17 protein-coding genes are annotated in these 21817 nt (G+C 68.6%); 6 read left to right on the plus strand and 11 right to left on the minus strand.

The features are described 5' to 3' along the window. Nucleotides 1–4: 4 nt before the first annotated feature. From EEJ31_RS00920 to EEJ31_RS00945, 6 genes are all read right to left on the minus strand, one after another. The gene (locus EEJ31_RS00920; RefSeq protein ID WP_123044397.1) at nt 5–4024 is read right to left on the minus strand and encodes a fibrinogen-like YCDxxxxGGGW domain-containing protein; all 4020 of its coding nucleotides are present in this window, start codon (nt 4022–4024) and stop codon (nt 5–7) included. 76 nt (nt 4025–4100) lie between these two features. Further along, a complete protein-coding gene (locus EEJ31_RS00925; RefSeq protein WP_123044398.1) occupies nt 4101–4793 on the minus strand; it encodes a hypothetical protein in 693 nt (230 codons plus the stop codon). A 112-nt stretch (nt 4794–4905) separates the two neighbouring features. Continuing rightward, nucleotides 4906–6471, minus strand: a complete 1566-nt coding sequence (locus tag EEJ31_RS00930; RefSeq protein WP_123044399.1) for an oligosaccharide flippase family protein — start codon at nt 6469–6471, stop codon at nt 4906–4908. 13 nt (nt 6472–6484) lie between these two features. Continuing rightward, nucleotides 6485–7330, minus strand: coding sequence for a WecB/TagA/CpsF family glycosyltransferase (locus EEJ31_RS00935; protein WP_123044400.1), 846 nt, complete (start codon nt 7328–7330; stop codon nt 6485–6487). Between the two features lie 89 nt (nt 7331–7419). Next, the gene (locus EEJ31_RS00940; protein WP_123044401.1) at nt 7420–8100 is read right to left on the minus strand and encodes a hypothetical protein; all 681 of its coding nucleotides are present in this window, start codon (nt 8098–8100) and stop codon (nt 7420–7422) included. A gap of 170 nt (nt 8101–8270) precedes the next feature. Next, nucleotides 8271–9797, minus strand: coding sequence for a YveK family protein (locus EEJ31_RS00945; RefSeq protein WP_123044402.1), 1527 nt, complete (start codon nt 9795–9797; stop codon nt 8271–8273). Between the two features lie 150 nt (nt 9798–9947). Here EEJ31_RS00945 and EEJ31_RS00950 point away from each other — a divergent pair, with 150 nt between their 5' ends. Both EEJ31_RS00950 and EEJ31_RS00955 read left to right on the plus strand, forming a co-directional pair. Then, nucleotides 9948–11249, plus strand: a complete 1302-nt coding sequence (locus EEJ31_RS00950; RefSeq protein ID WP_123044403.1) for an O-antigen ligase family protein — start codon at nt 9948–9950, stop codon at nt 11247–11249. 35 nt (nt 11250–11284) lie between these two features. Further along, nucleotides 11285–12220 carry a glycosyltransferase family 2 protein gene (locus EEJ31_RS00955; RefSeq protein WP_123044501.1) on the plus strand — a complete coding sequence of 312 codons (936 nt, stop codon included), beginning with the start codon at nt 11285–11287 and terminating at the stop codon, nt 12218–12220. Between the two features lie 84 nt (nt 12221–12304). Here EEJ31_RS00955 and EEJ31_RS00960 read toward each other — a convergent pair whose 3' ends face one another. From EEJ31_RS00960 to EEJ31_RS00975, 4 genes are all read right to left on the minus strand, one after another. After that, nucleotides 12305–13948: a family 16 glycosylhydrolase gene (locus tag EEJ31_RS00960; RefSeq protein ID WP_158603872.1), complete on the minus strand. Its 1644-nt coding sequence runs from the start codon at nt 13946–13948 to the stop codon at nt 12305–12307. A 330-nt stretch (nt 13949–14278) separates the two neighbouring features. Continuing rightward, the gene (locus tag EEJ31_RS00965) at nt 14279–14776 is read right to left on the minus strand and encodes an adenylyltransferase/cytidyltransferase family protein (protein WP_123044405.1); all 498 of its coding nucleotides are present in this window, start codon (nt 14774–14776) and stop codon (nt 14279–14281) included. Beyond that, nucleotides 14776–16329 (minus strand): sugar transferase, encoded by a 1554-nt coding sequence (locus EEJ31_RS00970; RefSeq protein ID WP_123044406.1) that lies wholly within the window; start codon nt 16327–16329, stop codon nt 14776–14778. The genes EEJ31_RS00965 and EEJ31_RS00970 overlap by 1 nt, the downstream gene beginning before the upstream one ends. Nucleotides 16330–16647: 318 nt before the next feature. Beyond that, a complete protein-coding gene (locus tag EEJ31_RS00975; protein WP_123044407.1) occupies nt 16648–17541 on the minus strand; it encodes a dihydrodipicolinate synthase family protein in 894 nt (297 codons plus the stop codon). Nucleotides 17542–17616: 75 nt separating this feature from the next. Between EEJ31_RS00975 and EEJ31_RS00980 the strand changes: the two genes are divergently transcribed. From EEJ31_RS00980 to EEJ31_RS00990, 3 genes are all read left to right on the plus strand, one after another. Then, nucleotides 17617–18222, plus strand: a complete 606-nt coding sequence (locus tag EEJ31_RS00980) for a helix-turn-helix domain-containing protein (protein ID WP_123044408.1) — start codon at nt 17617–17619, stop codon at nt 18220–18222. Between the two features lie 73 nt (nt 18223–18295). Further along, nucleotides 18296–19108, plus strand: coding sequence for an EamA family transporter (locus tag EEJ31_RS00985; protein ID WP_123044502.1), 813 nt, complete (start codon nt 18296–18298; stop codon nt 19106–19108). Between the two features lie 82 nt (nt 19109–19190). After that, on the plus strand, nt 19191–19700 hold the full coding sequence (locus tag EEJ31_RS00990) for a barstar family protein (protein ID WP_123044409.1): 510 nt from the start codon (nt 19191–19193) through the stop codon (nt 19698–19700). 20 nt (nt 19701–19720) lie between these two features. Here EEJ31_RS00990 and EEJ31_RS00995 read toward each other — a convergent pair whose 3' ends face one another. Further along, nucleotides 19721–20215, minus strand: coding sequence for a GNAT family N-acetyltransferase (locus EEJ31_RS00995; protein WP_123044410.1), 495 nt, complete (start codon nt 20213–20215; stop codon nt 19721–19723). A gap of 117 nt (nt 20216–20332) precedes the next feature. On the opposite strand from EEJ31_RS00995, the gene proS reads away from it, so the two are divergent. Then, entirely contained in the window at nt 20333–21757 is a 1425-nt protein-coding gene (proS, locus tag EEJ31_RS01000; RefSeq protein ID WP_123044411.1) for a proline--tRNA ligase, read from the plus strand. Nucleotides 21758–21817: the final 60 nt, after the last annotated feature.

Consider the following 21817-nt stretch of genomic DNA (forward strand, 5'->3'; position numbering starts at 1 on the left):
CCCTCTACTGCACCGCGGCGATCAGCTCGAAGCTGTGGCTCGACGCGCTGTGATAGTTGGAGTGCACCTCGGCGGTGATCAGGTTCGCGCCCGTCACGAACGCCGAGGCCGGAACGGTGAAGGTGACCGGGTTGGCGACGGCCGTGCTGGCCGACACGGGCGCCGTCGCGTAGGTGTTCGCCGACACCGCGCCGCTCGGCAGGTTGTTGCGTCCCACTTCGACGCCGTTGACGTAGACCACGATGCCGTCGTCGGAGCGCGCGGTGACCAGCACCGATCCGAGCTTCGCGGCATCCGTCACGCTGATCGCCTTGCGGTAGTACGACGTCAGCGGATACGGCGACGCCGCGGTCAGGGCCGTTGCGATGTCATTCGTTCCGCGACCGATCGGGGCCGCACCCGTCTGCCAGGTGGAGGAGTCGAATCCCGCCGTGTTCCAGCTCGATCCCGGCGCCGTGTCGGAGTAGTAGTACTGCCAGTCGGCGCCGGCCGCGACGAGCACGCCGTCAGCGGGCGGGTCGGCCGGCGGGTCGGCCGGCGGGTCCACCGGGTCCTCGGCCGCGGGCTGGGTGCCCGGGGTGATCGTGGCCGCCATCTCGAAGCTGTGGCTGGATGCCGAGTGGTAGTTGGAGTGCACCTCCGCGGTGATCAGGTTGGCGCCGGTGACGAATGCGGAGCCGGGCACCTCGAACGTCACCGGGCTGGCGACCGCCGTCGTCGCCCCCACTGGCGACTTCGCGTAGCTGTCGAAGTCGACCGCGCCCGTCCCCATGTTGTTCCTGGCCACTTCGCTGCCGTTCACGTAGATGACGATCCCGTCGTCGGAGCGCGCGGTCAACGTCACCGAGGCGACCTTCGTCGCATCCGCCACCGTGACCGCCTTGCGGTAATACGAGGCGAGCGGATACGGCGACGCGGCCGTGAGGGTGGTGGCGATGTCGTTCGTGCCGCGGCCGATCGGAGCGGCACCGGTCTTCCAGGTGGAGGCGTCGAACCCGGCGGTGTTCCAGCCGGAACCCGGGGCGGTGTCGGCGTAGTAGTACTGCCAGTCGGCTCCATTCGCGACGAGGGCGGTGTCGTCGGCCGGCGGGTCGCCGCCCCCGTCACCGGGGTCGGCCGGCGGGTCCACCGGGTCCTCCCCGGCGGGCTGGCTGCCCGCGGTGACGGTGGCCGACAGCTCGAAGCTGTGGCTGCTCGCCGCCCGGTAGTTCGAGTGCACCTCGGCGGTGATCGAGTTGGGACCGGTCACGAACGCCGAGCCGGGAACCGTGAAGGTGACCGGGTTGGCCACCGCGGTGGACCCCGATACCGGCGCCGTGGCGTAACTGCCCGACGTGATGGTTCCGGAGGGCAGGTTGTTCCTGGCCACTTCCTTCCCGTTCACGTAGACCACGATGCCGTCGTCGGATCGTGCGGTCAGCGTCACCGAGGCGACCTTCGTCGCATCCGTCACCGTGGCCGTCGTGCGGTAGTACGAGGTCAACGGATACGGGGACGTCGCCGTCAGGGCCGTCTTGATGTCGGCCGTGCCGCGACCGATGGGGGCCGCACCGCTCTTCCAGGTGGAGTCGTCGAAGCCGGCGGTGTTCCAGGCGGCAGCCGGGGCGGTGGCCTCGTAGTAGTACTTCCACGAGGAGCCGGCCGGGATGAGCACGCCGTTCGATGCCGGCGGGTCGACGGGCGGGTCGACGGGGGAGCCGGCCTTCACCGGTACCGCCGTGGTGCTGGCCGAGCGGTTGCCGCTCGGGTCGGCAGCCTGCACGAAGTACTTCACGTCGACGGGCACGACGGGCACGGTGGCCGACAGTGCGGTCGTCGTGGCGATGACCCGGTCGTTGCGCAGGATCTCGTATGTGACGCTGCCGCGGTCATCCGTTGCCCCCGACCAGCTGAGGGTCGTGCCCGTCGAACCGACGGATGCCTTCAGATTCGACGGTCTGGACGGCGCGTCGGTGTCGTTGTGGGCGAAGCGCACGAACCCGCCCGACCACTGTTCGGTCCAGCCCGCCTTCACGGAGCTCTTGTAGTCGCCGCCGAACCAGGTGGCGCCCGTCGAGTCGTTGAACAGCGCCCAGGCGCCGGCCCCGCCCCGCTGGCTCACCGTGGGGTTGAACTGGGTGACATACTTTCCGGTCGCGTTGTTCCATCCGCCGGCGGAGTTGATCTTGTTGGCCTGCGTCCACGTGGTTCCGATGTTCGGCCAGCGGCGGGCACCGGCGTAGTCGGTGTAGAAGCAGTGGCAGCCGGCGTAGACGACGGTGCCATCGGTGGAGATGGACTGGATGTCACCGTTCGGGTAGCCGATGTTGGTGCTGAGCTCCGACATGTCCGACCGCGCGTAGCTGTAGAGCATGTGCTGGGAGCCACCGATCCAGACCCGGTTTCCGACCTCCTTCACCGCCTGCTGATAGTTGCTGGTGCTGGAGAAGTCGATGACCCACGGGATCACGCTCGCCGTGTCGGTGGTGATGACGGCTCCCTTGACGGCGTCGGTGTCGGCCGAGGTGGTGAAGTAACCGGCGAAGTACACCCGGTCGCCCTGGGCAGAGGCATCGAGGGAGACGACCGTCCCGTTGAACTCGGGGTTCCAGTTGTCGCCCGGGGTGCCGTCCGTCACCGAGACGCGCCCGGCGGACCGCACGTACTTCTCGGTGCTCCGCGTGCCGCCGGTCATGTGCGTGAACGTGCCGCCGATGTACAGCCAGTCGCCCTGCACGTCGAGGCTGCGCACGACCGGGATGCCGCTGGCGAGCTTGTTGATCACCTTGGTGGTGAAGGTGGTGTCGGTCGCGCCCGTCTTCGGGTCGAGCACGACGAAGGCCGGCTGGCTCCTGCCGTTCACCGTGGTGAAGTAGCCGCCCGCGGCCACGCGCCCGTCGGGGAGCACGGCGATGGCCTTGACCTGCCCGTCGAACGTCGGGCGGAAGCTCGAGATCCACTCGCCGGTCTTCACGTCGAACGCGGCCAGGTACGGCTGCGAAACGGCGCTCGCCCCGCTTGCGCTCTTCTGCACGGTGAGGAAGTTGCCGCCGACGTAGACGACGCCGTTGCCCTCGGCGAAGGCGGACACCTCGTTGCTGCCTTCATTGTCCGAGGAGGGGCCGGTGCCGAGCCCGGAGACGCCCCACACCGTCGGCATGGCGAAGCTCTCGGCCGCCGCCGGGATGGTGCGCTTCTCGGTACCGGAATCGGGGATCGCCGTGAAGATGTCCGCGCCGAGGAGCTTCGGGCGAAGGAAGACCTGCGTGAACGGGCGGGCGTTGCCCTTGCCGATGCTGGCCTCCCACAGGTAGCTGCCCGCAGCCTGGGAACCGTGGACGGCGGTGCCGAAGCCGAAGCCGCTCACCCAGCCCTGGTTCGCGCCGGTCCTGGTCTCGATGCGGTTCAGGCCCGTCCCGGAGCCGAACGCGGCGGTCTGGCCACCGGTGCCGCTGACGCCGCCGATCGTCCAGGTCTTCACGCGCTGCTGGTTGTCGAACACCCAGGCCCAGTCATCGCGGGGGGAGTCGAAGGTGAAGGTGTCGTCCTGCCAGGCGGTGCCATCCGTGTTGGTGGCCCGGTGCAGGCGGATGCCGTCGGGCAGCGAGCTCACCGGCTTGCCGTTCAGCAGCCCGCCGATGACCTTCGCGGAGAGCTGCGCGGGCTTGAATGCCGCCGGCCCGGTCACCACGCTCCGCACGTCGGCCGGCGTGCCCCAGCCCTCGTTGGTGTCTGACCAGTTGTCCCGGCCGCGGCCCACCAGCACCCACCCGCCGCCGTCGGTCTCCTGGTCGCAGTAGAACTGCTGCGGCGCCCCGAGTTCCGGGGTCACCAGCCAGTAGATTCCGCTCCTGGCAGCCGGCGTCGTCTGCTTGACCTCCCAGCAGGAGGCCGCTGCGGTGGCGGCGCTGGCCCCGTCAGGTGCGGGGAGCGATGCGGCGGCTGTCGCCGTCTGCGGGGTGAGGAGTGCTGCGACCACGACGGTGGTCGCGAGCGCCGCACCGAGCCCGAGGGATCGGGTCGGTGCTTTCGGGGTGAGTGACACGGGATTCTCCTTGATGAGTTCGGGTCTGCATGGGAGTTTTTGGGGCCTGTGGGTCGCAGGCGGGTCGGGCTGTGGGTTAGCAGGTGGGGTTGTCGGGGAAGGTGCGGTCTGTCACCTGCCAGGTGCCGTCGGTGCCCTGTGTGAGGGTGTAGATGTTGAGGGCTCGGCGGTTGGTGTCGGGGGTGCCGATGGGGTTGCCCTTGTTGTCGAGGATGGTGACGGCGCTGGAGTCGATGCAGGCCTGGACGGTGGCGGTTGTGGCGGTGGTGTGGAGCACTTTGACGCTGTCGACGACGGATTGGCCGTGCTGGGTCCAGCCGTTGGAGTCGAGTTCGAGGTGTTCGTTGCCGAGTTCTTCGAGGATCGCGCCGGTGGCGACGGGAGAGAGTTGCTTTTTCACGTCGCTGACGTTGTCGACGGTGGCGACGGCGCCGAGGAAGCCGTGCAGGGAGGCTTTGGCGTGGGTGTTGTCCAGGGGCACGCCGGGTGTGCCGGGGGCGGGCGTGGCTGGAGCGGGCTTGGCGGTGGCGGAGTTCTTCGCGGCCGGGGCGGTGGGGGTCGCGGTGCTCGCGGCGGCCGGCGTGGTGGGGGCCGGTGCGGCGGCGGCGAGTCTGGTGTCGGCGCCGGGGAAGGCCGTCCAGGCCAGGCCGCCGACCGCGGTCGCGACGGCGACGGTCAGGACCGCGGGGAACACCCAGCGGCGCCGCCTGGTCGGGGCTGGTGTGCCGTCGGTGCCGGCGTTTTCGGGGTCAGTCGTGTTGTGGTTCATCGATCCTGCGATTCGGGTTGCGCGGTTCGTTGCTGCCACCGTAACCGGCGGCCGTGAGGACTAACAAGAGAGATGCTCACCTTTTATGGGGATCGATTGGCCCCACTTAGGGTTACAGCAGAGACGGGGAGGGGGCCCGTTTTCTCCTGGCGAGCACGACCAGCTCGTGGAGGTGCAGGCGTTCGCGGTCGAGCGCGCACCACGTGAGCAGGAAGATTCCGCCCACCACGATCGAGAGGGTCATCGGGAGGAGTCCGGGGCCGAGGGTGAGGCGGGCAATGCCGGCGGGGAGGCCCACGGAGGCCACCGGCACCAGCAGGGCGTAGAGCACGCTTCGCAGCTCGATGGAGATGCCGAGGAACTTCCGCACCTCGATCGCGGCCAGAGCGGCGTCCACGAGCATGCTGAAGGCCCAGGTGACGGCGGCGCCGGTGATGCCCATGAGCGGGATGAGCAGCAGGTTTCCGGCCACGTTGACGAACAGCACGACGGACTTGTTGACCGCGTCCCAGCCGCTCCGGCCGCTCATCAGCAGCAGCGACTGGATGGTTCCGGCCGTGAAGGTGAGCACCGCCCCCACGCAGAGGATGCTGAGGGCGGTGCCGCCGCGCACGAACTCCGGTCCGAGCAGGCCCAGGACCACGGGCGAGAACAGGGCGAGAATCACGTAGATGGGCGTGCCGAAGAGCACGAGCCACGTGGCCGCGGTGCGGTACAGCGCACCCGTCTCGGCCTTCTTCTCCTGGGCGAGCAGGCGGCTGAACGCGGGGGCGACGACCACGCGGATCGCGGTGTTCACGATCAGGCCGGCGGCGACGAAGCGGCTGGCCCCGCCGTAGACGCCCGCGGCGGCGGAGCCGCTGATGATGCCCACGAGCAGCACATCCAGCCAGATCACCGACTGTTCGAGCCCGGCCGAGACCACGCGTGGCGCCGAGTAGGCCCAAATCGTCTTCCGCAGGGTGCGGGAGGGTGCGAAGAAGGAGCCGCGGGCGTCGCCGGCCCGTTCGTGACGCCTGACCTGCCTGACGAGCACCAGCACGGCGGCGGCCAGCGCGAGCGGCAGCGGGGCCGCCCAGCCGAGGGCGATGACGGTAAGCGAGCCGCCGCCGAGCGCGAGGAGCCCGACGACCACCGGCCGCAGCGCGGGCAGGGCCACGCTCCCCACAGTGACGTACGGAAGCACGCCGCCGAGACCGCGCGTCGCCGACAGGGCGACGAGGAGCAGGGCGCCCACGGGGATGAACCAGGCGACCACGGCGACCGCCTGCCGCACGTCGCCGGCGTGCGGGTCACCGCTTCCCGCGAGCAGGGGAGAGAGCAGCAGCGTGCCGATGCCGCACACGATGCCGGCGCCCGCCGTCGCGGTGAACATCACGGCCAGGGCGGAACGGATTTGACCGGTGTCGTGGTCGGCCAGGCGGGGCATGATCCACACCGCCGCGGAGTCCATGCCCGCCCGGGCGAAGCTCAGCACGATCGTGAAGATCGCGATGGCCTGCAGGATCACGCCGGCACCGGAGTCGCCGAGGGTGCGGGCGAGCACCACCGTGAGGATGAACCCCATCAGCGCGCTGGTGGCCGCGCCGAGGAAGCTGGTGATGCCGCCCTTCATCAGGTTCTCGGGCGGCTTCACGGCTGCCGGTCCGGCGGCCTCGGTCCTCACGGTGGTGCTCATCGGCGGTCCAGGGTCAGGCGCGCGCGCCGGTGAGCCGGGCGCGCAGGAGCTGCACGGTCAAGCGGCCCAGGAACACCGGATTTCCGGCGAGGTAGCGCTTCGCAAGGCGGCGCGGTTCGAGGATCAGCCGCCACAGCCATTCCAGGCCCGCCGAGATCATCCACTGCGGGGCACGACGGTTGGATCCGCTCACCCAGTCGAACAGCCCGCCGCAAGTGAGGACGGCCGGCACGTGCAGTTCGGTGCGGTGGTCTGCGACCCAGGCCTGCTGCAGCGGGTCGCCCAGGCCGACGAGCAGGATGTCGGGGTCGTACGCGTCGATCTCGGCGATGAGCGCCGGCATCTCCGCCTCGGACACGAATCCGTCCCGGGCGCGGTACTGCAGGCCGGGGGCGCGCTCCGCCAGGCGCTCGCCGGCACGGGCGGCGACGCCGGGAGCGGCGCCGAAGAGGTAGATCTTCTTGCCGCGGAGGGCGCACTCGGCGACCAGCGGGTTGATGAGGTCCGTCGTCGCCACCCGCTCCGGCACGTCGGCGCCGAGCGCGCGCGCCGCCCACACGATCGACTGGCCGTCGGGGTAGTCGAGGTCGGCCGAGAGCAGGATCTGCCGGAAGGAGGCGTCGCTGGCGGCGAGGTTGCACACGTTCGCGTTCACGCCCACGGCCACCTTCATTCCCTCGGTCTCCGTCCAGCCCATGATCGTCTGCACGAGCTGGGTCATGGACAGGCCGCTCACGGGAACCCCGACGACGTTCACGTCGTGCGTGCGGGGGGCAGGGGCGGGGCGGCGGATGCGAGAGCGACGCACGGTTGCGCGGGGCGGGACGACGCGGGTGGCCGGTTTTCGGGTCAGTGACACAGGGGGTCTCCTTGATGAGTTCGGGTCTTCATGGGAGGGGCGTGGCCCCGGCGGGACGCCGAGGCCGGTGAGGCGGGTGGGGCTGTGGGTTAGCAGGTGGGGTTGTCGGGGAAGGTGCGGTCTGTAACCTGCCAGGTGCCGTCGGTGCCCTGTGTGAGGGTGTAGATGTTGAGGGCTCGGCGGTTGGTGTCGGGGGTGCCGATGGGGTTGCCCTTGTTGTCGAGGATGGTGACGGCGCTGGAGTCGATGCAGGCCTGGACGGTGGCGGTTGTGGCGGTGGTGTGGAGCACTTTGACGCTGTCGACGACGGATTGGCCGTGCTGGGTCCAGCCGTTGGAGTCGAGTTCGAGGTGTTCGTTGCCGAGTTCTTCGAGGATCGCGCCGGTGGCGACGGGAGAGAGTTGCTTTTTCACGTCGCTGACGTTGTCGACGGTGGCGACGGCGCCGAGGAAGCCGTGCAGGGAGGCTTTGGCGTGGGTGTTGTCCAGGGGCACGCCGGGTGTGCCGGGGGCGGGCGTGGCTGGAGCGGGCTTGGCGGTGGCGGAGTTCTTCGCGGCCGGGGCGGTGGGGGTCGCGGTGCTCGCGGCGGCCGGCGTGGTGGGGGCCGGTGCGGCGGCGGCGAGTCTGGTGTCGGCGCCGGGGAAGGCCGTCCAGGCCAGGCCGCCGACCGCGGTCGCGACGGCGACGGCCAGCACGACGGGGTACAGCCAGCGTCGTGGGCCCCCGCGGCCGGTGCCGGGGGTGTTTTCGGGGTCAGTCGTCGGGTTCATCGATCCTGCGATTCGGGTTGCGCGGTTCGTTGCTGCCACCGTAACCGGGCGCGCACCCCGAGAACAAGAGAAGTCCTCATGTTTGCCTGTCGGGCGTGGCCCCATTTCGGGGGCCGTGGCGTCGCCGCGCTCTCAGCGCACCGTCGCGGCGGCGCGCGACCGAACGTCGGTCAGGAGGCCTCTGCCGCCGGCACGGCGCCGGCCAGCGCGTGATCGCGGTGGCGGCGCATCCGCCGGTGCCGGGGCGTTATCAGCGTGCCGAGGAGAGGGGTGCCGATCGCGGCAGCCTCGCGGAGGATGGCGAAGGCGCGCTTCGACGTGCTCGACCGGCTCGCGAGTGCCAGCACCACGCCGTCGGCCAGCCGCAGCGCGGCTACGAGGCTGGTCTCGGGCGCGGTCGACCTGGCCACGAGCAGCGTCATCCCGTTCTCGGGCGCGGAGTCCACCGTCTCGGCGAGGTCGGGGGCGACGCCCGACGGCGTCGTGCCGGCCGGGGGCAGCAGGCAGAATTCGAGGCCGGGGTGCAGCGCCGACTGGAACCGCTCGGGCCCTTTCGCCCGCGTGGCGGTCATCAGGCCCAGCCGGTTACCCAGCACCTCCCGCGCACGGGAGGTCACGTCGAAGAGCACCACCCTCACGGGAATGCCGCTCTCGGCAAAGGCGAGGGCCAGCGTCGCGGGCAGGCCGAATTCGTCGGGGCCGGAGGAATCGTCGATGACCGCCAGGGACGCGGGCGGTTCGAGACGAGCGAGCACACGCTCCCGCACCGCGGCCAGGGCGTGCAGCGCCTCGGTGTTCGTCTCGGGGAACTCCGGCGTGCGGGCCGTGAGCACGGCGAGCGGCGAAAGGCCGAGTGCGCGTTCGACCTCGCGGGCGTTCCGGAACCGGCGGTCGAGCCGGTTGATCGGGAAGGCGATGATCATGCCGAAGACGAGGCCGGCCAGCACGCCCCCGGCCATGGTGATGAGGGGGTTCGGCGTGACGCTCACCGGGTTCGTGACGGCCCGGTTGAGGATGACGCCCCCGGCGGTGTCGATCTGGGCGAGGTCGGTGCGTTCGGACACCAGCCGGTCGATGCCCTTGGTGACGACGTCGCGGCTGGTGCGGGCGAGCACCGAATCGCGGTGCGCGGCCTCGGCCGCATCGATCGCCGTGCGCGCCTCGCCGAGCTGCTTCTGCAGGCCGGCCAGTTCCTGCTGGATCCGGGTGAGCATGCCGGCGATCTCCGCGTCGGCGCGCGCGCTACGGTAGGCGAGGTACGAGGCGGCCAGGGCGTCGGCGCCCGCGCGGGCCTGCTCGGTCGTCGGGGCGGTGTAGCTGAGGTGCACCACCTGGCCGTCGGAGGAGGTCGTCGTCTCCAGGCCGGCGCGCAGGGCGTCCGGCGTCTGCGCGTCGCCGAGGGCGCGAGCCGCCCGGGCTGCGACAGCGGCGGAGTGAACGATCTCCGACTCGGTCGCGGTGTCGAGCAGGCTCTGCGGGGGACGCGACGAACTGAAGGCGTTCGTCGCGATGACGTCGAGCTGCACATCCGTTGTCGCCGTCGAGGCGGCCGGGACGGCGAGGAGGTAACCCCAGGCGACGAGTGCGCCCACGAGTGTTGCCAGCACGACGACATACCACTGCCGCTTCAGCACGAATCCGTACTGGTCGATACCGACGCTCTGGGCGGACGCCGTGCGTGGCATGGAGTCGAACATGTCCCCCCTCGGGTCGGCTGTGGACAGGACAACGGTGGCAGTGCAACCGAGCAAATGTCAATATCCCATGGACATTCGGCCCGGAGTGGTCCATATACTGTGACCTACCACCGCCAGACCCGACTGGTGGCAGAGGGGACGTGATCCTGCATGCGTACGTCGACCGCACCGGAGCGACTCCTGCCGCGGTGGCCGTTCGCCCTCATGTTCGTGTGGTTCCCGGCGTGGTGGCTCCTGGGCCTCGGTGAGATGGCGTGGATTCCCCTCTCGTTCGCCATGGTCTTCTACCTGGTGCGCCGGGGGCGCATCGAGGTTCCGCGTGGCTTCGGCATCTGGCTGTTGTTCATGGTGTGGATGGTGTGCTCCGGGATCGGGATCGACACCAGCGGTCGACTGATCGGATTCGTCTACCGCGCCCTGTTGTACCTCGTGACGACCATTGTCTTCGTGTACGTGTACAACGCGCGCCTGCGGCTCACCCCGCGGTACGTCGGCGGTGTGCTCACCGTCTTCTGGCTCATCACCATGGTGGGAGGGTTCATCGGCGTCCTGTTCCCGCTGTTGTCGTTCACCACGCCGCTTGCCATGGTGTTGCCGCAGCCGCTGCTCGACAACGAGCTGGTGCATGAGATGGCCGTCCGGCAGGTGACCCAGTACAACCCCGATTCCTGGCTCCAGATCGATCCGCGACCGAGCGCACCGTTCCTGTACACGAACGGGTGGGGGAACGTGTACTCGATGCTCACGCCCATCGTCATCGGCTACATGGTCGCGGTTCGCCGAGAGCGCCGGTTCTGGTTCCTGCTGCTCGCCCTCCCCGTCTCCCTCGTTCCCGCCCTGCTCACGCTCAACCGCGGGATGCTCATCGGCCTCGCGCTCGCCCTGGCCTACGTCACCGTGCGGTTCGTCTTGCGCGGCAACCTGCGCGCCATCCTCGCCCTGCTCGGGCTCGCCCTTGTCGTCGGGGTGGTCTTCATGACGGTGCCGGTCGCGCAGCGGATCACCGACCGGCTCGCCGTCAGTTCGACGACCGCGGATCGCGCGAGCCTCTATGACGAGACGTTCCAGCGCACCCTCGAGTCGCCGCTCTTCGGCTATGGGGCGCCGCGTCCGTCGCTGAAGGAGGGCGCTCCGTCTGTGGGCACCCAGGGGCAGATGTGGATGGTGCTGTTCTCCCACGGGTTCCCGGGACTGGCGTTCTTCATGGGGTGGCTGGTGTGGGCGTATCTCCGCACCCTTCATCGCTGGGATCCGCTCGGGCTGGCCTGTAATACCGCGCTCCTCGTGGTCGTCGTCGAGTCGAGCTACTACGGCATCCTCACGGCCGGCCTCACCATCGCCATGATCGCCGCGGCCCTGGCGCTGCCACGATCCGAGCCGCCGCTGGACGTCCCCACAAGTCGAGCAATCCTCAAAAATACTAGGAATGAGCGCGCCGTTCCAATACACTGAGCGGCACCGATCCGACCCGAACGAAGCGGCTAATGATGAACTCACCCGAAAATGTTGTTCCGCTCCCCGGCGTTTCCGTCGTCATCGCGACGCGGGGACGGCCCCAACTGCTGCGCGCCGCCGTGCGTGCGATCCTCGCGCAGGACTATGCCGGGGACGTGGACGTGGTCGTCGTGTACGACCGCATCGAGATCGACCCGCTCGACGATATCGCCGTGCCCGAAGGGCGTCGACTGAAGACCACCGCGAACGTGCGCGCACCCGGGCTCGCCGGCGGTCGCAACACCGGCATCCTGGCGACTAGCGGCGAACTCGTGGCCTTCTGCGACGACGACGACGAGTGGCTGCCGGGCAAGCTGGGCCGGCAGGTGGAAACGTGGCAGGCCGATCCCGGCGCGATCATGGTGGCCACCGGCATCCGCATCGAAACCGGCGAACAGAGCCACGTGCGACTGCCGCCGGACCGGGTCGAATTCGCGGACCTGCTGCTGTCGCGCATCACGGAGCTCCACCCGTCTTCCTTCCTCATGCGGCGGTCGGACCTGCTCGGCCAGGTTGGGCTGGTCGATGAGGAGCTCCCCGCCTCATACGGGGAGGATTACGACCTGCTGCTGCGCATGGCGCGTCAGGGGCACGTGCTCGCCGTGCGGGAGCCGCTCGTCATCGTGCACTGGGACCGCGCCTCCTTCTTCTCCGAGAAATGGCGCGGCATCGCCGACGGCCTCAGCTACCTGCTTGCAAAGCACCAGCGCTTCGCGGAGTCCCCCAAGGGATCCGCGCGGATCGAGGGTCAGGTCGCCTTCGCCTTCGCGGCGCTCGGCGACCGGGGCGACGCCTGGCAGTGGGCGCTCCGCACGATCCGTCACGACGCCTTCCAGCTGCGCGCATACGCGGCGGTCGCCATCGCGTCCCGCGTCGTGCCCGCCGGACCGCTCGTGCGCCTCGTCAACAGCCGCGGCCGCGGCCTCTGATCCCGCCCCTTAACGCGCGAGTGCGCAGTTTCCGCCGGAAAGCCTCTCGGTTGCCGGCAGAAACTGCGCACTCGCGGATGGGGACTAGCGCTGGTAGACCCGCACATAGTCGACCTGGTACTTGGCAGGGAACGCGGTGTCGGCGTCAGGCGATCCGGGCCAGCTCCCGCCCACGGCCATGTTCAGGCGCAGGTAGAAGTCGCCGGAGAAAGCCTTGTCGATCCACGACGTCGTGTCCTTCGTCCGCGTGTAGGTGAGGTTGCCGTCGACGTACCACTTGATCGAGCCGGGCTCCCACTCCACGGCGAAGTCGTGGAATCCGTCGGCGTAGCTGCCCGACGGCGTCTTGTAGACGTTCACCTGCATCGGGTAGGTGGGCACGTAGTCGTAGTGGATGGTCTGGCTGACCTTATTGGCTTCAGAGGCGTTGTTCTTGCTGGTGCCGACCACCTCGAGGATGTCGAGCTCACCGAGGCTGCCCGACGTGGGGCGCATCCAGAACGCGGGCCACAGCCCCTTCGAGGAGCCCGGCGTGGTGGGCAGCTTGGCGCGGATTTCGAACCGGCCGTACTCGAAGTCCATCTTGTTCTTCGTGTTCATCATCGCCGAGGTGTAGGAGCGCCCGTTCGGGAACCGGGAGTCGTGCGAGCCGCACGTGATCGGCGAGGACTCCTTACGGGCCGAGATGGTGAGGAGGCCGTCGGATTCCTTGATGTTCTCCGGCCGATCCATGAGGCACGCGAGTTCCTTGTTGCCGTCGCCGTAGGTGGAGTTGTTCTCGACGGTCCAGGCGTTGCGGTCGATCGTGGTGTCGTTGAACTCGTCGCTCCAGGCGAGCTTCCAACCCGAGGGCGCGGCCGGCGAGGAGGTCTTGGCCGGTGCGACAGCGGCGGGTGAGGCGGATGTCGTCGGGGCCGGCTGCGAGGCGGCGGCCTCGGTCTGCGCGGCGGCGTCGGCCGCGACATCCGGAGCCGTCGTGGGCGTCTCGGTGGCCTTGGCCGACGGCTTCGTCGTGGGCTCGGAGGTGGACTTGGCAGAGGGCTTCGCGGTGGGCTTGGCGGTGGCCTTTGCCGTCGCGGTCGCGGTGGGCGCAGCGCTGGCTGTGCTCGCGGGGGTGACGTCGACGAGGGTCACGTCGTCGATCACCATCCCGCGGTCGCGGTCGACCCCATAGCCCAGGATGCCGAGATCCAGCGACGACGCGTTGCTGCGTGCGGTGTAGTCGGCGGTGATCTTCTTCCAGCCGGTGCTCTTCGGCTTGCTCGCAGCCTGCTCGGTGCCCACGACGTGGTCGCGGTGGTTCTTCTCGTACAGGCGGAGGGCCACGGAGCGCCCGAGCTTCTCGACGCGCACCCAGGCCGTAGCGCGATAGGTGTGCTTGGCGACGACATTCTCGACCGGCGTCCGGCGTTCCCAAAGCGCCACCGTGCTCGCGGCGTGCGACGTGCTGGTCACGCGCACGGCACGGTCGTCGCCGCGGCCGTCAGCGCTTGACAGGCGCGTGTTTTTCGCCCCGGTCCAGCCTGCGTTGCTGCTCGCGAAGGTGCCGTTGGAGACGAGGTTCTTCCCCGTCTCAGGCTGTTCGGCCTGGGCGGCAAGGCCGGTCAGGCCGGCACCAGCGACGGCGGCGATGGCGAGCGCGCTGATTCCCGCGCGACGAAGGGGAAGCCCGCCCTTCACGGTACGACCGGCCGCCTTCTGGGCGTGCCTGGGCCTGGATTTTGACATGCGAATTCTCCTCAACGCAACGACGAACAAGCGTGGGGGAGCCACATAGGCATGACTGGACGCCAGGCGTCGCATCCGTTCCTGGGGCAGGAACAGCGTGCATGATGCCGGGCCGCCGAGGCGCGCCACGAAGGGCGGTACTCGGGACGCAGGACATCAGCTCGTCCCCCCCCAGAGGATGGTGGCACGTCGATACTCCTCAATGCCAATTCTGTGACCCCTTAATGGGGGACTCCCAGAATGGTTGGAGGACGTAGCGTACAATGCGGCATCCCCGCACCCCTCGCTGGGGGAGGCGAGGGATGCGGGGACGGTCTGGGGGTGCGAGCCCTACGGCATGGCCGCGCTCGCGGTCTGGCTCACGGCCTGACTCACCGCGCCGGTCGCCTGGCTGACGAGTGCATTCAGGGCGCCGCGGAGCAGGGTGCTCGAGGTGGACAGCGTGTACGGGAAGTAGACGATGTCCACGCCGTACCGGGCGAATTCCCGCTCCAGGCGGAGCCCCTTCTCGGTGCCCTGCCAGTCGTCGCCCTTGAAGAAGACGTCGAAGCGGAGTTCCTTCCAGGTGTCGAGTTTGTCGGGCAGCACCTCGGGGATCGCTTCATCGACGTAGGAGATGTGCTGCACGATCTCCAACCGCTCGGCCAGGGGAACCACCGGTGGCCGCCCCTTGTTCAGCAGCAGCATCTCATCGGAGACGACGCCGGCGATGAGGTAGTCGCAGTGGCTCTTCGCGTGCCGCAGCAGGTTGAGGTGCCCGATGTGGAACAGGTCGAAGGCGCCCGCGGCATAGCCGACCCGTTCCGCGTGGTCGCGCGTGGTTGACATCAATACGCTCCTTCGGGCCTCAGCACGGTCTTGATGGTTCGCCAGATGATCATCAGATCGCCGGTGAGCGACCAGTTCTCGACGTAGTACAGGTCGAGGCGCACGCTGTCTTCCCAGCTGAGGTTGGACCGGCCGTTGACCTGCCACATTCCGGTGAGGCCGGGCTTGATGTACAGCCGGCGGTGAACGTGGCGCTCGTAGCACTCCACCTCCTTGGGGAGCGGGGGGCGCGGTCCGACCAGGCTCATCTCGCCCACGAGGATGTTCCAGAGCTGGGGGACCTCATCGAGCGAGTACTTCCGAAGGATGCGGCCCACCCGCGTGATGCGCGGGTCGTTGCGGATCTTGAACAGCACGCCGGAGGCTTCGTTCTTGTCGAGCAGGGAGGCGAGGTCGTCCTCCGCCGTCTGCACCATCGACCGGAACTTGACCATGTGGAACGGCTTGCCCGTGCGCCCGCAGCGCTCCTGAAAGAAGAGCACCGGGCCGGGGCTGTCCAGCTTGATGAGGATCGCGATGGCGAGCAGCACGGGGAGCAGCACCAGCAGTCCCATCGCGGCGGCGACGGCGTCGAAGGTGCGCTTCATCACGTGCTTCGTTCCCTCGAACCGGGGGATCTCGACGTGGATGAGCGGAAGGCCCTCGACCGGGCGGAAGTGGATGCGGGGACCCGCGACATCCGTCAGCCGGCTGGAGAGGACCAGTTCGGCCGATGTGCCCTCCAGGCCCCAGCCCAGATTGCGGATGTACTGGCTGCCGCCGCTGGGGTTGCCGGCGACGATGACGGAGTCGACCCCCAGTTCCGCGGCGGCGGCGGGGACGTTGTCGTAGTCGGCGACGACGGGAACCTGCTGGTCCCGGCCGCTCACGGCAGCGATGTCGCCGCCTTCCAGGGCCACACCGACCACGTGATAGGCCGCCCCGGATTTCTCGCCGATCTGGCGCACCACGTATTCGACATCGTCGCGGTTGCCTACCACGATGGCGCGGGCGAGGTAGTGCCCGAAGTGGCGCTGGCGTAGCAGCCACTTGCGCCACAGCCAGCGTTCAACGGTGAGCCCGGCGACCCCGAGCGGCAGCGCGAGGATGAAATACCCGCGGGCGATGTCGACCTGGAACACGAGGAAGCCGATCGCCAGCAGCCCGAAGGCCAGCGCGCTGGCGTTGATCACCTGCTTGTACTCGGTCGCACCGACGCCCACCACCCGCGAGTCTCGGGTGTGCAGGGCGCTCAGGGTGGCGAGCCATGCGACGACGATGACAGCCGACACCATCCAGTACTCCACGACGGGCGAGGTGCCAACGGATGTCTGCGCGCCGGCCACGCCGAAGCGCGCCACGAGGGCGACGGTCACGGCGGCGACGATGACCGTGAAGTCCGTCGCGCGTAGCCGGTTCCGGTAGCGCCGGGCCCAGGTGAGCCCGGACTCCCGGCTGTCGGCCGTGAGCGTCGGTGTCACCGGTGCGAGGGTGTCGACGAGCCGCAACTTCGGAACCCGGCGCCCGAAGGCGGGGGCGCCGATGAGGGGGAGGCGAGGCTTGAGATCGCTCATTCTGCCGTCACCCCCTCGCGCACGTGAGGGCGCCGTCTGGCGCGGAGGCCTGGCGGAGTCGCGGTCTGATCGGGCAAGATGGGTCGACGGAGCCGCCGACACGTCGTGGACGTAGTCACGTTGGTTCCCTGCATTTCGGGTTTACAGGTTCAATACGGGATCACATCGGGCGAGGGCCTAGGGAACCCGTTGCCGTCCGTGGAAGATAAGTGACGCTTTCTCACTTAGCCACGGTGTGAACATACCTCACTTTTACCGTGGTGTGCTGTAACCCGAAAGGGGGGCAACCGTCGGTCACGGCCGGTGGGCACCCGGCACTCAGGCGGCGAGGTCCAGTTCGTCGACGACGCGGGCGATGCGCGCGCGGGCGTCGGCGTCGAGTCCGCGGAGCGGGCGCGGCAGTGACGGGGTCGACACTAGTTGAAGGTGTTCGGCGATGGCCGCGGTCACCCTCAGGCTCCCGAACTGTGCGAAGAGATCCCACAACGGCTGCAGGCGTGCCGATTCCGCCAGGGCGGCGGCGTGGTCGCCTGTGTGCGCGGCGCGGGAGATGGCCAGCGCCGGGGCGGGCAGCGTGCCGGCGATGACCGAGTACCAGGCGTCGCATCCGGCTGCGAGCCCGACTGCGGCAGACCCGTCGCCGGAGATGCCGATGCCGACGTGGTCGGGAATGCGGCTGCGGATGTCTTGGACGCGTTGCCGCGCCGCTGCCGGCTGACTCGGCACCGGCGGGATCTTGATCGAGGCGACTCGGGGGAGTTCTGCGATGCGGGCGTAGAGGTCGTCGGAGAAGGTGACGTGCGTGGTGCCGGGGTTGTCGTACACGACCAGCGGAATCGAGAGGTCGGCCGTGACGTCTTCGTAGAGTCCGAAGACGTCGTCGTCGGTGAGGGGCTGGTACGACATCGGCGCGAGCAGCACGGCGGATGCCCCTGCCTCCTGGGCGTCGTCGGCGAGGGCCTGGACGAGGGACGTGCGCAAGGCGCCGATCCCGACAATGACCGGAGTGCTCCCAGCGTGCTGCACGGCGGATCGTGCCACACGGCTGCGCTCGGCGCGGTCGAGGTACGCGTAGGAGCCGGTCGAGCCGAGCGCCGTGATCGAATCGACGCCGGAGCGCGCGAGCCGCGACACCAGGCGAGCGTACGCATCCTCGTCGAACTCGTCGTCGCGTAAGGGGGTCAGGGGAAACGCGCTCAGACCGGTGAACACCGTGGCTCTCCTTCTCGCGACGGGCGGGATCCGCTCCAGTATACGAGTGCACGTCTAGTGCAGTATTCTGCACTAATGGACAGGACCGCCACTGCCCTCGCCGAGGCGATCGGGGCGCGCATCAAGAACGAGCGCCAGGCGCGCCGATGGACGCTCGACCGCCTCGCGGAGGTCGCCGGGCTGAGCAGGCGCACGGTGGTCGCGATGGAGCAGGGTGCCGCGAATCCCAGCGTCGGAAGCCTGCTCAGGATCAGCGACGCCCTCGGCATCGGGCTACCCGCGCTGGTGGAGCCGCCGTCGCTGAAGCCGGTGAAGGTCACCCGCCGGGGCGAGGGCGCGACGCTGTGGCGGAGCGGCTCGGGCGGCTGTGGTGTGCTGGTGGCAGGCACCGAACCGCCGGACGTGGTCGAATTGTGGGATTGGACGCTGGCCGGCGGAGACCGCCACGACAGCGAGGCCCACGCGGCCGGCACTCGCGAGCTCATCCAGGTGCAGGAGGGGTGCCTCCTCATCGAGGCCGCGGGCCAGTCGGTCACGCTGGAGGCGGGTGACGCCATGGGGTTCCCCGGCGACGCCGCGCACGCCTACATCAACCCGGGCCAGGCATCCGCTCGGTTCTCGCTGGTCGTCTTCGAGCCGGGCGTCGGTTCGCCCGCGCGACCGGGGGCCACGGGTGCGTGACCCGGCCGGCCTGGGGCGGTTCCGGGTGCCGCAGCGGATGCCGGTGCCTCCGTGGGCGCTCGCGGTGACGGCGATGCTGTCGGTGCAGCTGGGGTCCGCGCTCTCGGTCGGCCTGATCGCAGAAGTCGGAGCGGCCGGTACCGCGTGGCTCCGGCTCAGCGTGGGCGCGGTGATCTTCGTGCTCCTCGCGCCACCTCCGCTGCGGATGGTTCGTCGGAGGGACGTCTCCGCGCTCCTGGGCCTCGGCGTGGCGACCGGGATCGTGACGATGGCGTTCCTGGCGGCGATCGAACGCATTCCGCTCGGCACGGCCGTCGCCATCGAATTCCTCGGGCCCCTGACCGTCGCCGCAGTGCGGAGCCATAACGCGAAAGCCCTCCTCTGGCCCCTGACCGCGCTGCTCGGCGTCATCCTGCTCACCGAACCCTGGCTCGGCGAGGTCGACATCGTCGGAATCGGATTCGCTGTCGTCTCCGGCGTCGGCTGGGGCACCTACATCGTGCTCACGCAGCGTGTCGGTGATCGCTTCAGCGGCATCACGGGGCTCTCATTCACCATCCCGATCGCCGCGCTGACCGCGGCGATTGTCGGAGTCCCGCAGGCCGCTGGCCACATCAGCCTCGCGATCCTGGTCGCCGCAGCGGGCCTCGCGCTACTGCTTCCGGTGCTCCCCTTCGCGCTGGAGATGATCGCCCTGCGTCACCTCACGCCGCACGCCTTCGGGACGCTGATGGCTCTCGAGCCGGCGTTCGGCGTGCTGCTCGGGCTGGTCGTGCTGGGGCAGCAGCCCTCTGCCACCCAGGTCCTCGGCATCCTGCTCGTCGTTCTCGCCGGCGCCGCAGCGCAGCGCCGGGGCCGGCGGGGTGCGAGCCCGACAGGCGTCTGACGGTAGGCTGCTGCCGACCTGGGCTGCGTTGGAAACCGCACCTCCGCCATTCCGAGTCGTTCCCGATGATGCGAGGATCCGAATGACTGTGACGCGCTCATTCTTTGAGGTTCAATCTCCCTTCGAGCTGGATGTGCTTGTCGGGTCAGAGTCTGAGATAGGGAACGCGATACTCCGGTGGTCGATGGCTGGGCTGACCGTACGGATGGTGCGGGGCAGCAAGATGCCGATCGTGTCGGAGCTCTTCGATGAGTTCAGTGCCGCACTGCAGTTCCCGCTCTATTTCGGCGAGAACTGGGATGCCTTCGATGAATGCTTGTCAGATCTGGACTGGCTGCCCGTCGAGCGGGGGAGGGTCATCGTCGTGACGGCGCCCGAGCACGTCTTGACCATGACGGAGCCGCGCGCGATGCAGGTGCTCGTGAGATGTATCGAGGTCGCCGCTGCGGAATTCTCGAAACCGATCGTCGACGCGGGTGAAAATATCGACCGGGCGGCGATTCCTTTCCGCGTGGTCCTGGCTACGCGGCCGGAATCAGTGCCGGCCGTTGCAGCGCGGTGGGCAGGCGTCCCCATGAGGATGCTCGGCTGACCCTCACCGCGGCGGCCGGTTCAGACCAAGCCGGTCAGGTCCATCCGCCAGTCGTTGGACTCCGCCCAGGTGCCTTTGGGGTACTCGAACGAGCTCGTGCCGACGAGTTCGAAGCCGGCCCTGCGGCATACCGCGTTAGACGCGGCGTGATCGACGCGGGGGAACGCGTGCAGATGACGGCGAGTAGCGCGCAAGGCCGCTCGGGAGGCGACCAGTCGCAGTGCGGCCGTGGCGTACCCGTGGCCGCCGAACTCCGAGAAGATCGCGTATCCCGTTTCGTACACCTCGTGACCGTCCCAGCTGCGCGCCCAATATCCGATCGAGCCGATCGCCACCTCGCCCAGGCGAACGACCATCATCTCGCCATCCTCAAGATGCAGGTAGCGCTGGTGGCGGCCACCCACCGCTTCTTCGAGCTCTGGTCCCCCGAGGTGCCTCGTCATTGCCGGCGTGTTCTGTCGTCGCAGCACATCCAGTCCGGCGTCGGACCACGGCTCGAGGTGAAGAGCACTCATAAGTGGAACGTTACCTGTCGCCGCCGACACGGCGTGGGCGTGCTGGTGCTTATGAGGCGCCCGAGCTCGGCTCCTGCGAGCTATCGCTGAACTTCGCGCTGCCGGTAGCGTTGCCCAATGGCGCATAGCAGTCGGACGAACGTTCTCACCTCCCAGCAGGATGACTTTCCCCGCTGGTACCAGGACGTCTTGGAGAAGGCCGAGCTGGCCGAGAACGGTCCGGTGCGCGGCACGATGGTGATCCGACCGTATGCCTACTGGCTCTGGGAGCGGATGCAGGCTGAGGTGGACGGGCGGATCAAGGCGACCGGCGCCGAGAACGTCTATCTGCCCCTGTTCATCCCGCAGTCATACCTGGCACGAGAGGCCGAGCATGTCGAGGGTTTCAGCCCCGAACTTGCGGTAGTCACGCACGCGGGCGGTAAGGAGTTGCCTGAGCCTGTCGTCGTCAGGCCCACGAGCGAAACCTTGTTCGGCGAGTTGATGTCCAAGTGGATCCAGTCGCATCGCGATCTGCCCATGTTGCTGAACCGATGGGCGAATGTTGTGCGGTGGGAGATGAGGCCCCGCCTGTTCCTGCGTACGTCGGAGTTCCTCTGGCAGGAGGGCCACACCGCGCATGCGACTCGCGAAGAGGCGAACGCTTATGCGCTTCGAATTCACCTGGACGTGTATCGCGATTTCTTGCAGAACGTTCTCGCAATTCCGGTGCTTGTAGGCGTGAAATCCCGGCGCGAGCGGTTCGCGGGGGCCATCAACACGATGACCTGCGAGGCCATGATGGGAGATGGCAAGGCGCTGCAGATGGCTACGAGTCACGAGTTGGGGCAGAACTTTGCGAAGGCGTTCGACATCACCTTTGCCAGCAGCTCAGGGCAGGTCGAACCGTGCTGGACGACCTCGTGGGGCTCCAGCACGCGGATGGTCGGTGGGCTGATCATGGCGCACGGTGATGACCAAGGAATCCGCATACCGCCCCGCGTCGCGCCGGTGCAGGTGGTTGTCCTCGCGGTGAAAGTCGACGAGCGGACGATGACGATTGGTTCCTCGCTCGTCCGCGAACTGATCACGGCAGGAGTGCGTGCCCGGCTCGACAATCGGACAACGCAGGGCTTTGGCCGGCGTGCCACAGAGTGGGAGCTCAAGGGTGTCCCGGTGCGGTTGGAGGTCGGTCCTCGAGATCTCCAATCGGGCCACGCGACGATCGTGCGACGCGACGGCGGCGCCAAGGAATCGGTCAGGCTCGAGGCGGTCAGCACAACCATTGTCGCCCTGCTGGAGAGCATTCACACAGAGATGATAGAGGCCGCCCGTCAGCGACTGATGGACCGCACTGTGGAGGCTGCGTCCGTGACCGAGGCACTTGACGCTGCCAAGGCAGGATTTGCGCGAATCCCCTGGGAGCAACTCGGTGAGGAAGGCGAGGACGCGCTCAACCGCGAGGCTGTGAGTGTCCGCTGCCTGCAAACCCGGCAAGGAACAGTGCCCGGAAACGGCGACCTGGCCTCCGACCTGATGGCGATTGTCGGCCGCAGTTATTGACCATGCACGTCGTGACTAAGGAACGACGCCCGCCGGAGCACTGGCTGCCTTAAGAACCGA

Origin of the sequence: Cryobacterium tepidiphilum, from assembly GCF_003716325.1 — a bacterium.
GTDB classification, from domain to species: Bacteria; Actinomycetota; Actinomycetes; order Actinomycetales; family Microbacteriaceae; genus Cryobacterium; species Cryobacterium tepidiphilum.

Bases quoted from the DNA above. Each gene is read 5' to 3' on its own strand.
- EEJ31_RS00955 (WP_123044501.1), top strand. From the start codon at position 11,285: ATGAACTCACCCGAAAATGTTGTTCCGCTCCCCGGCGTTTCCGTCGTC.
- EEJ31_RS00930 (WP_123044399.1), bottom strand. From the start codon at position 6,471: ATGAGCACCACCGTGAGGACCGAGGCCGCCGGACCGGCAGCCGTGAAG.
- EEJ31_RS00945 (WP_123044402.1), bottom strand. From the start codon at position 9,797: ATGTTCGACTCCATGCCACGCACGGCGTCCGCCCAGAGCGTCGGTATC.
- EEJ31_RS00970 (WP_123044406.1), bottom strand. From the start codon at position 16,329: ATGAGCGATCTCAAGCCTCGCCTCCCCCTCATCGGCGCCCCCGCCTTC.
- proS (WP_123044411.1), top strand. From the start codon at position 20,333: ATGGCGCATAGCAGTCGGACGAACGTTCTCACCTCCCAGCAGGATGAC.
- EEJ31_RS00995 (WP_123044410.1), bottom strand. From the start codon at position 20,215: ATGAGTGCTCTTCACCTCGAGCCGTGGTCCGACGCCGGACTGGATGTG.
- EEJ31_RS00965 (WP_123044405.1), bottom strand. From the start codon at position 14,776: ATGTCAACCACGCGCGACCACGCGGAACGGGTCGGCTATGCCGCGGGC.
- EEJ31_RS00985 (WP_123044502.1), top strand. From the start codon at position 18,296: ATGCTGTCGGTGCAGCTGGGGTCCGCGCTCTCGGTCGGCCTGATCGCA.
- EEJ31_RS00940 (WP_123044401.1), bottom strand. From the start codon at position 8,100: ATGAACCCGACGACTGACCCCGAAAACACCCCCGGCACCGGCCGCGGG.
- EEJ31_RS00960 (WP_158603872.1), bottom strand. From the start codon at position 13,948: ATGTCAAAATCCAGGCCCAGGCACGCCCAGAAGGCGGCCGGTCGTACC.
- EEJ31_RS00950 (WP_123044403.1), top strand. From the start codon at position 9,948: ATGCGTACGTCGACCGCACCGGAGCGACTCCTGCCGCGGTGGCCGTTC.
- EEJ31_RS00990 (WP_123044409.1), top strand. From the start codon at position 19,191: ATGACTGTGACGCGCTCATTCTTTGAGGTTCAATCTCCCTTCGAGCTG.
- EEJ31_RS00925 (WP_123044398.1), bottom strand. From the start codon at position 4,793: ATGAACCACAACACGACTGACCCCGAAAACGCCGGCACCGACGGCACA.
- EEJ31_RS00980 (WP_123044408.1), top strand. From the start codon at position 17,617: ATGGACAGGACCGCCACTGCCCTCGCCGAGGCGATCGGGGCGCGCATC.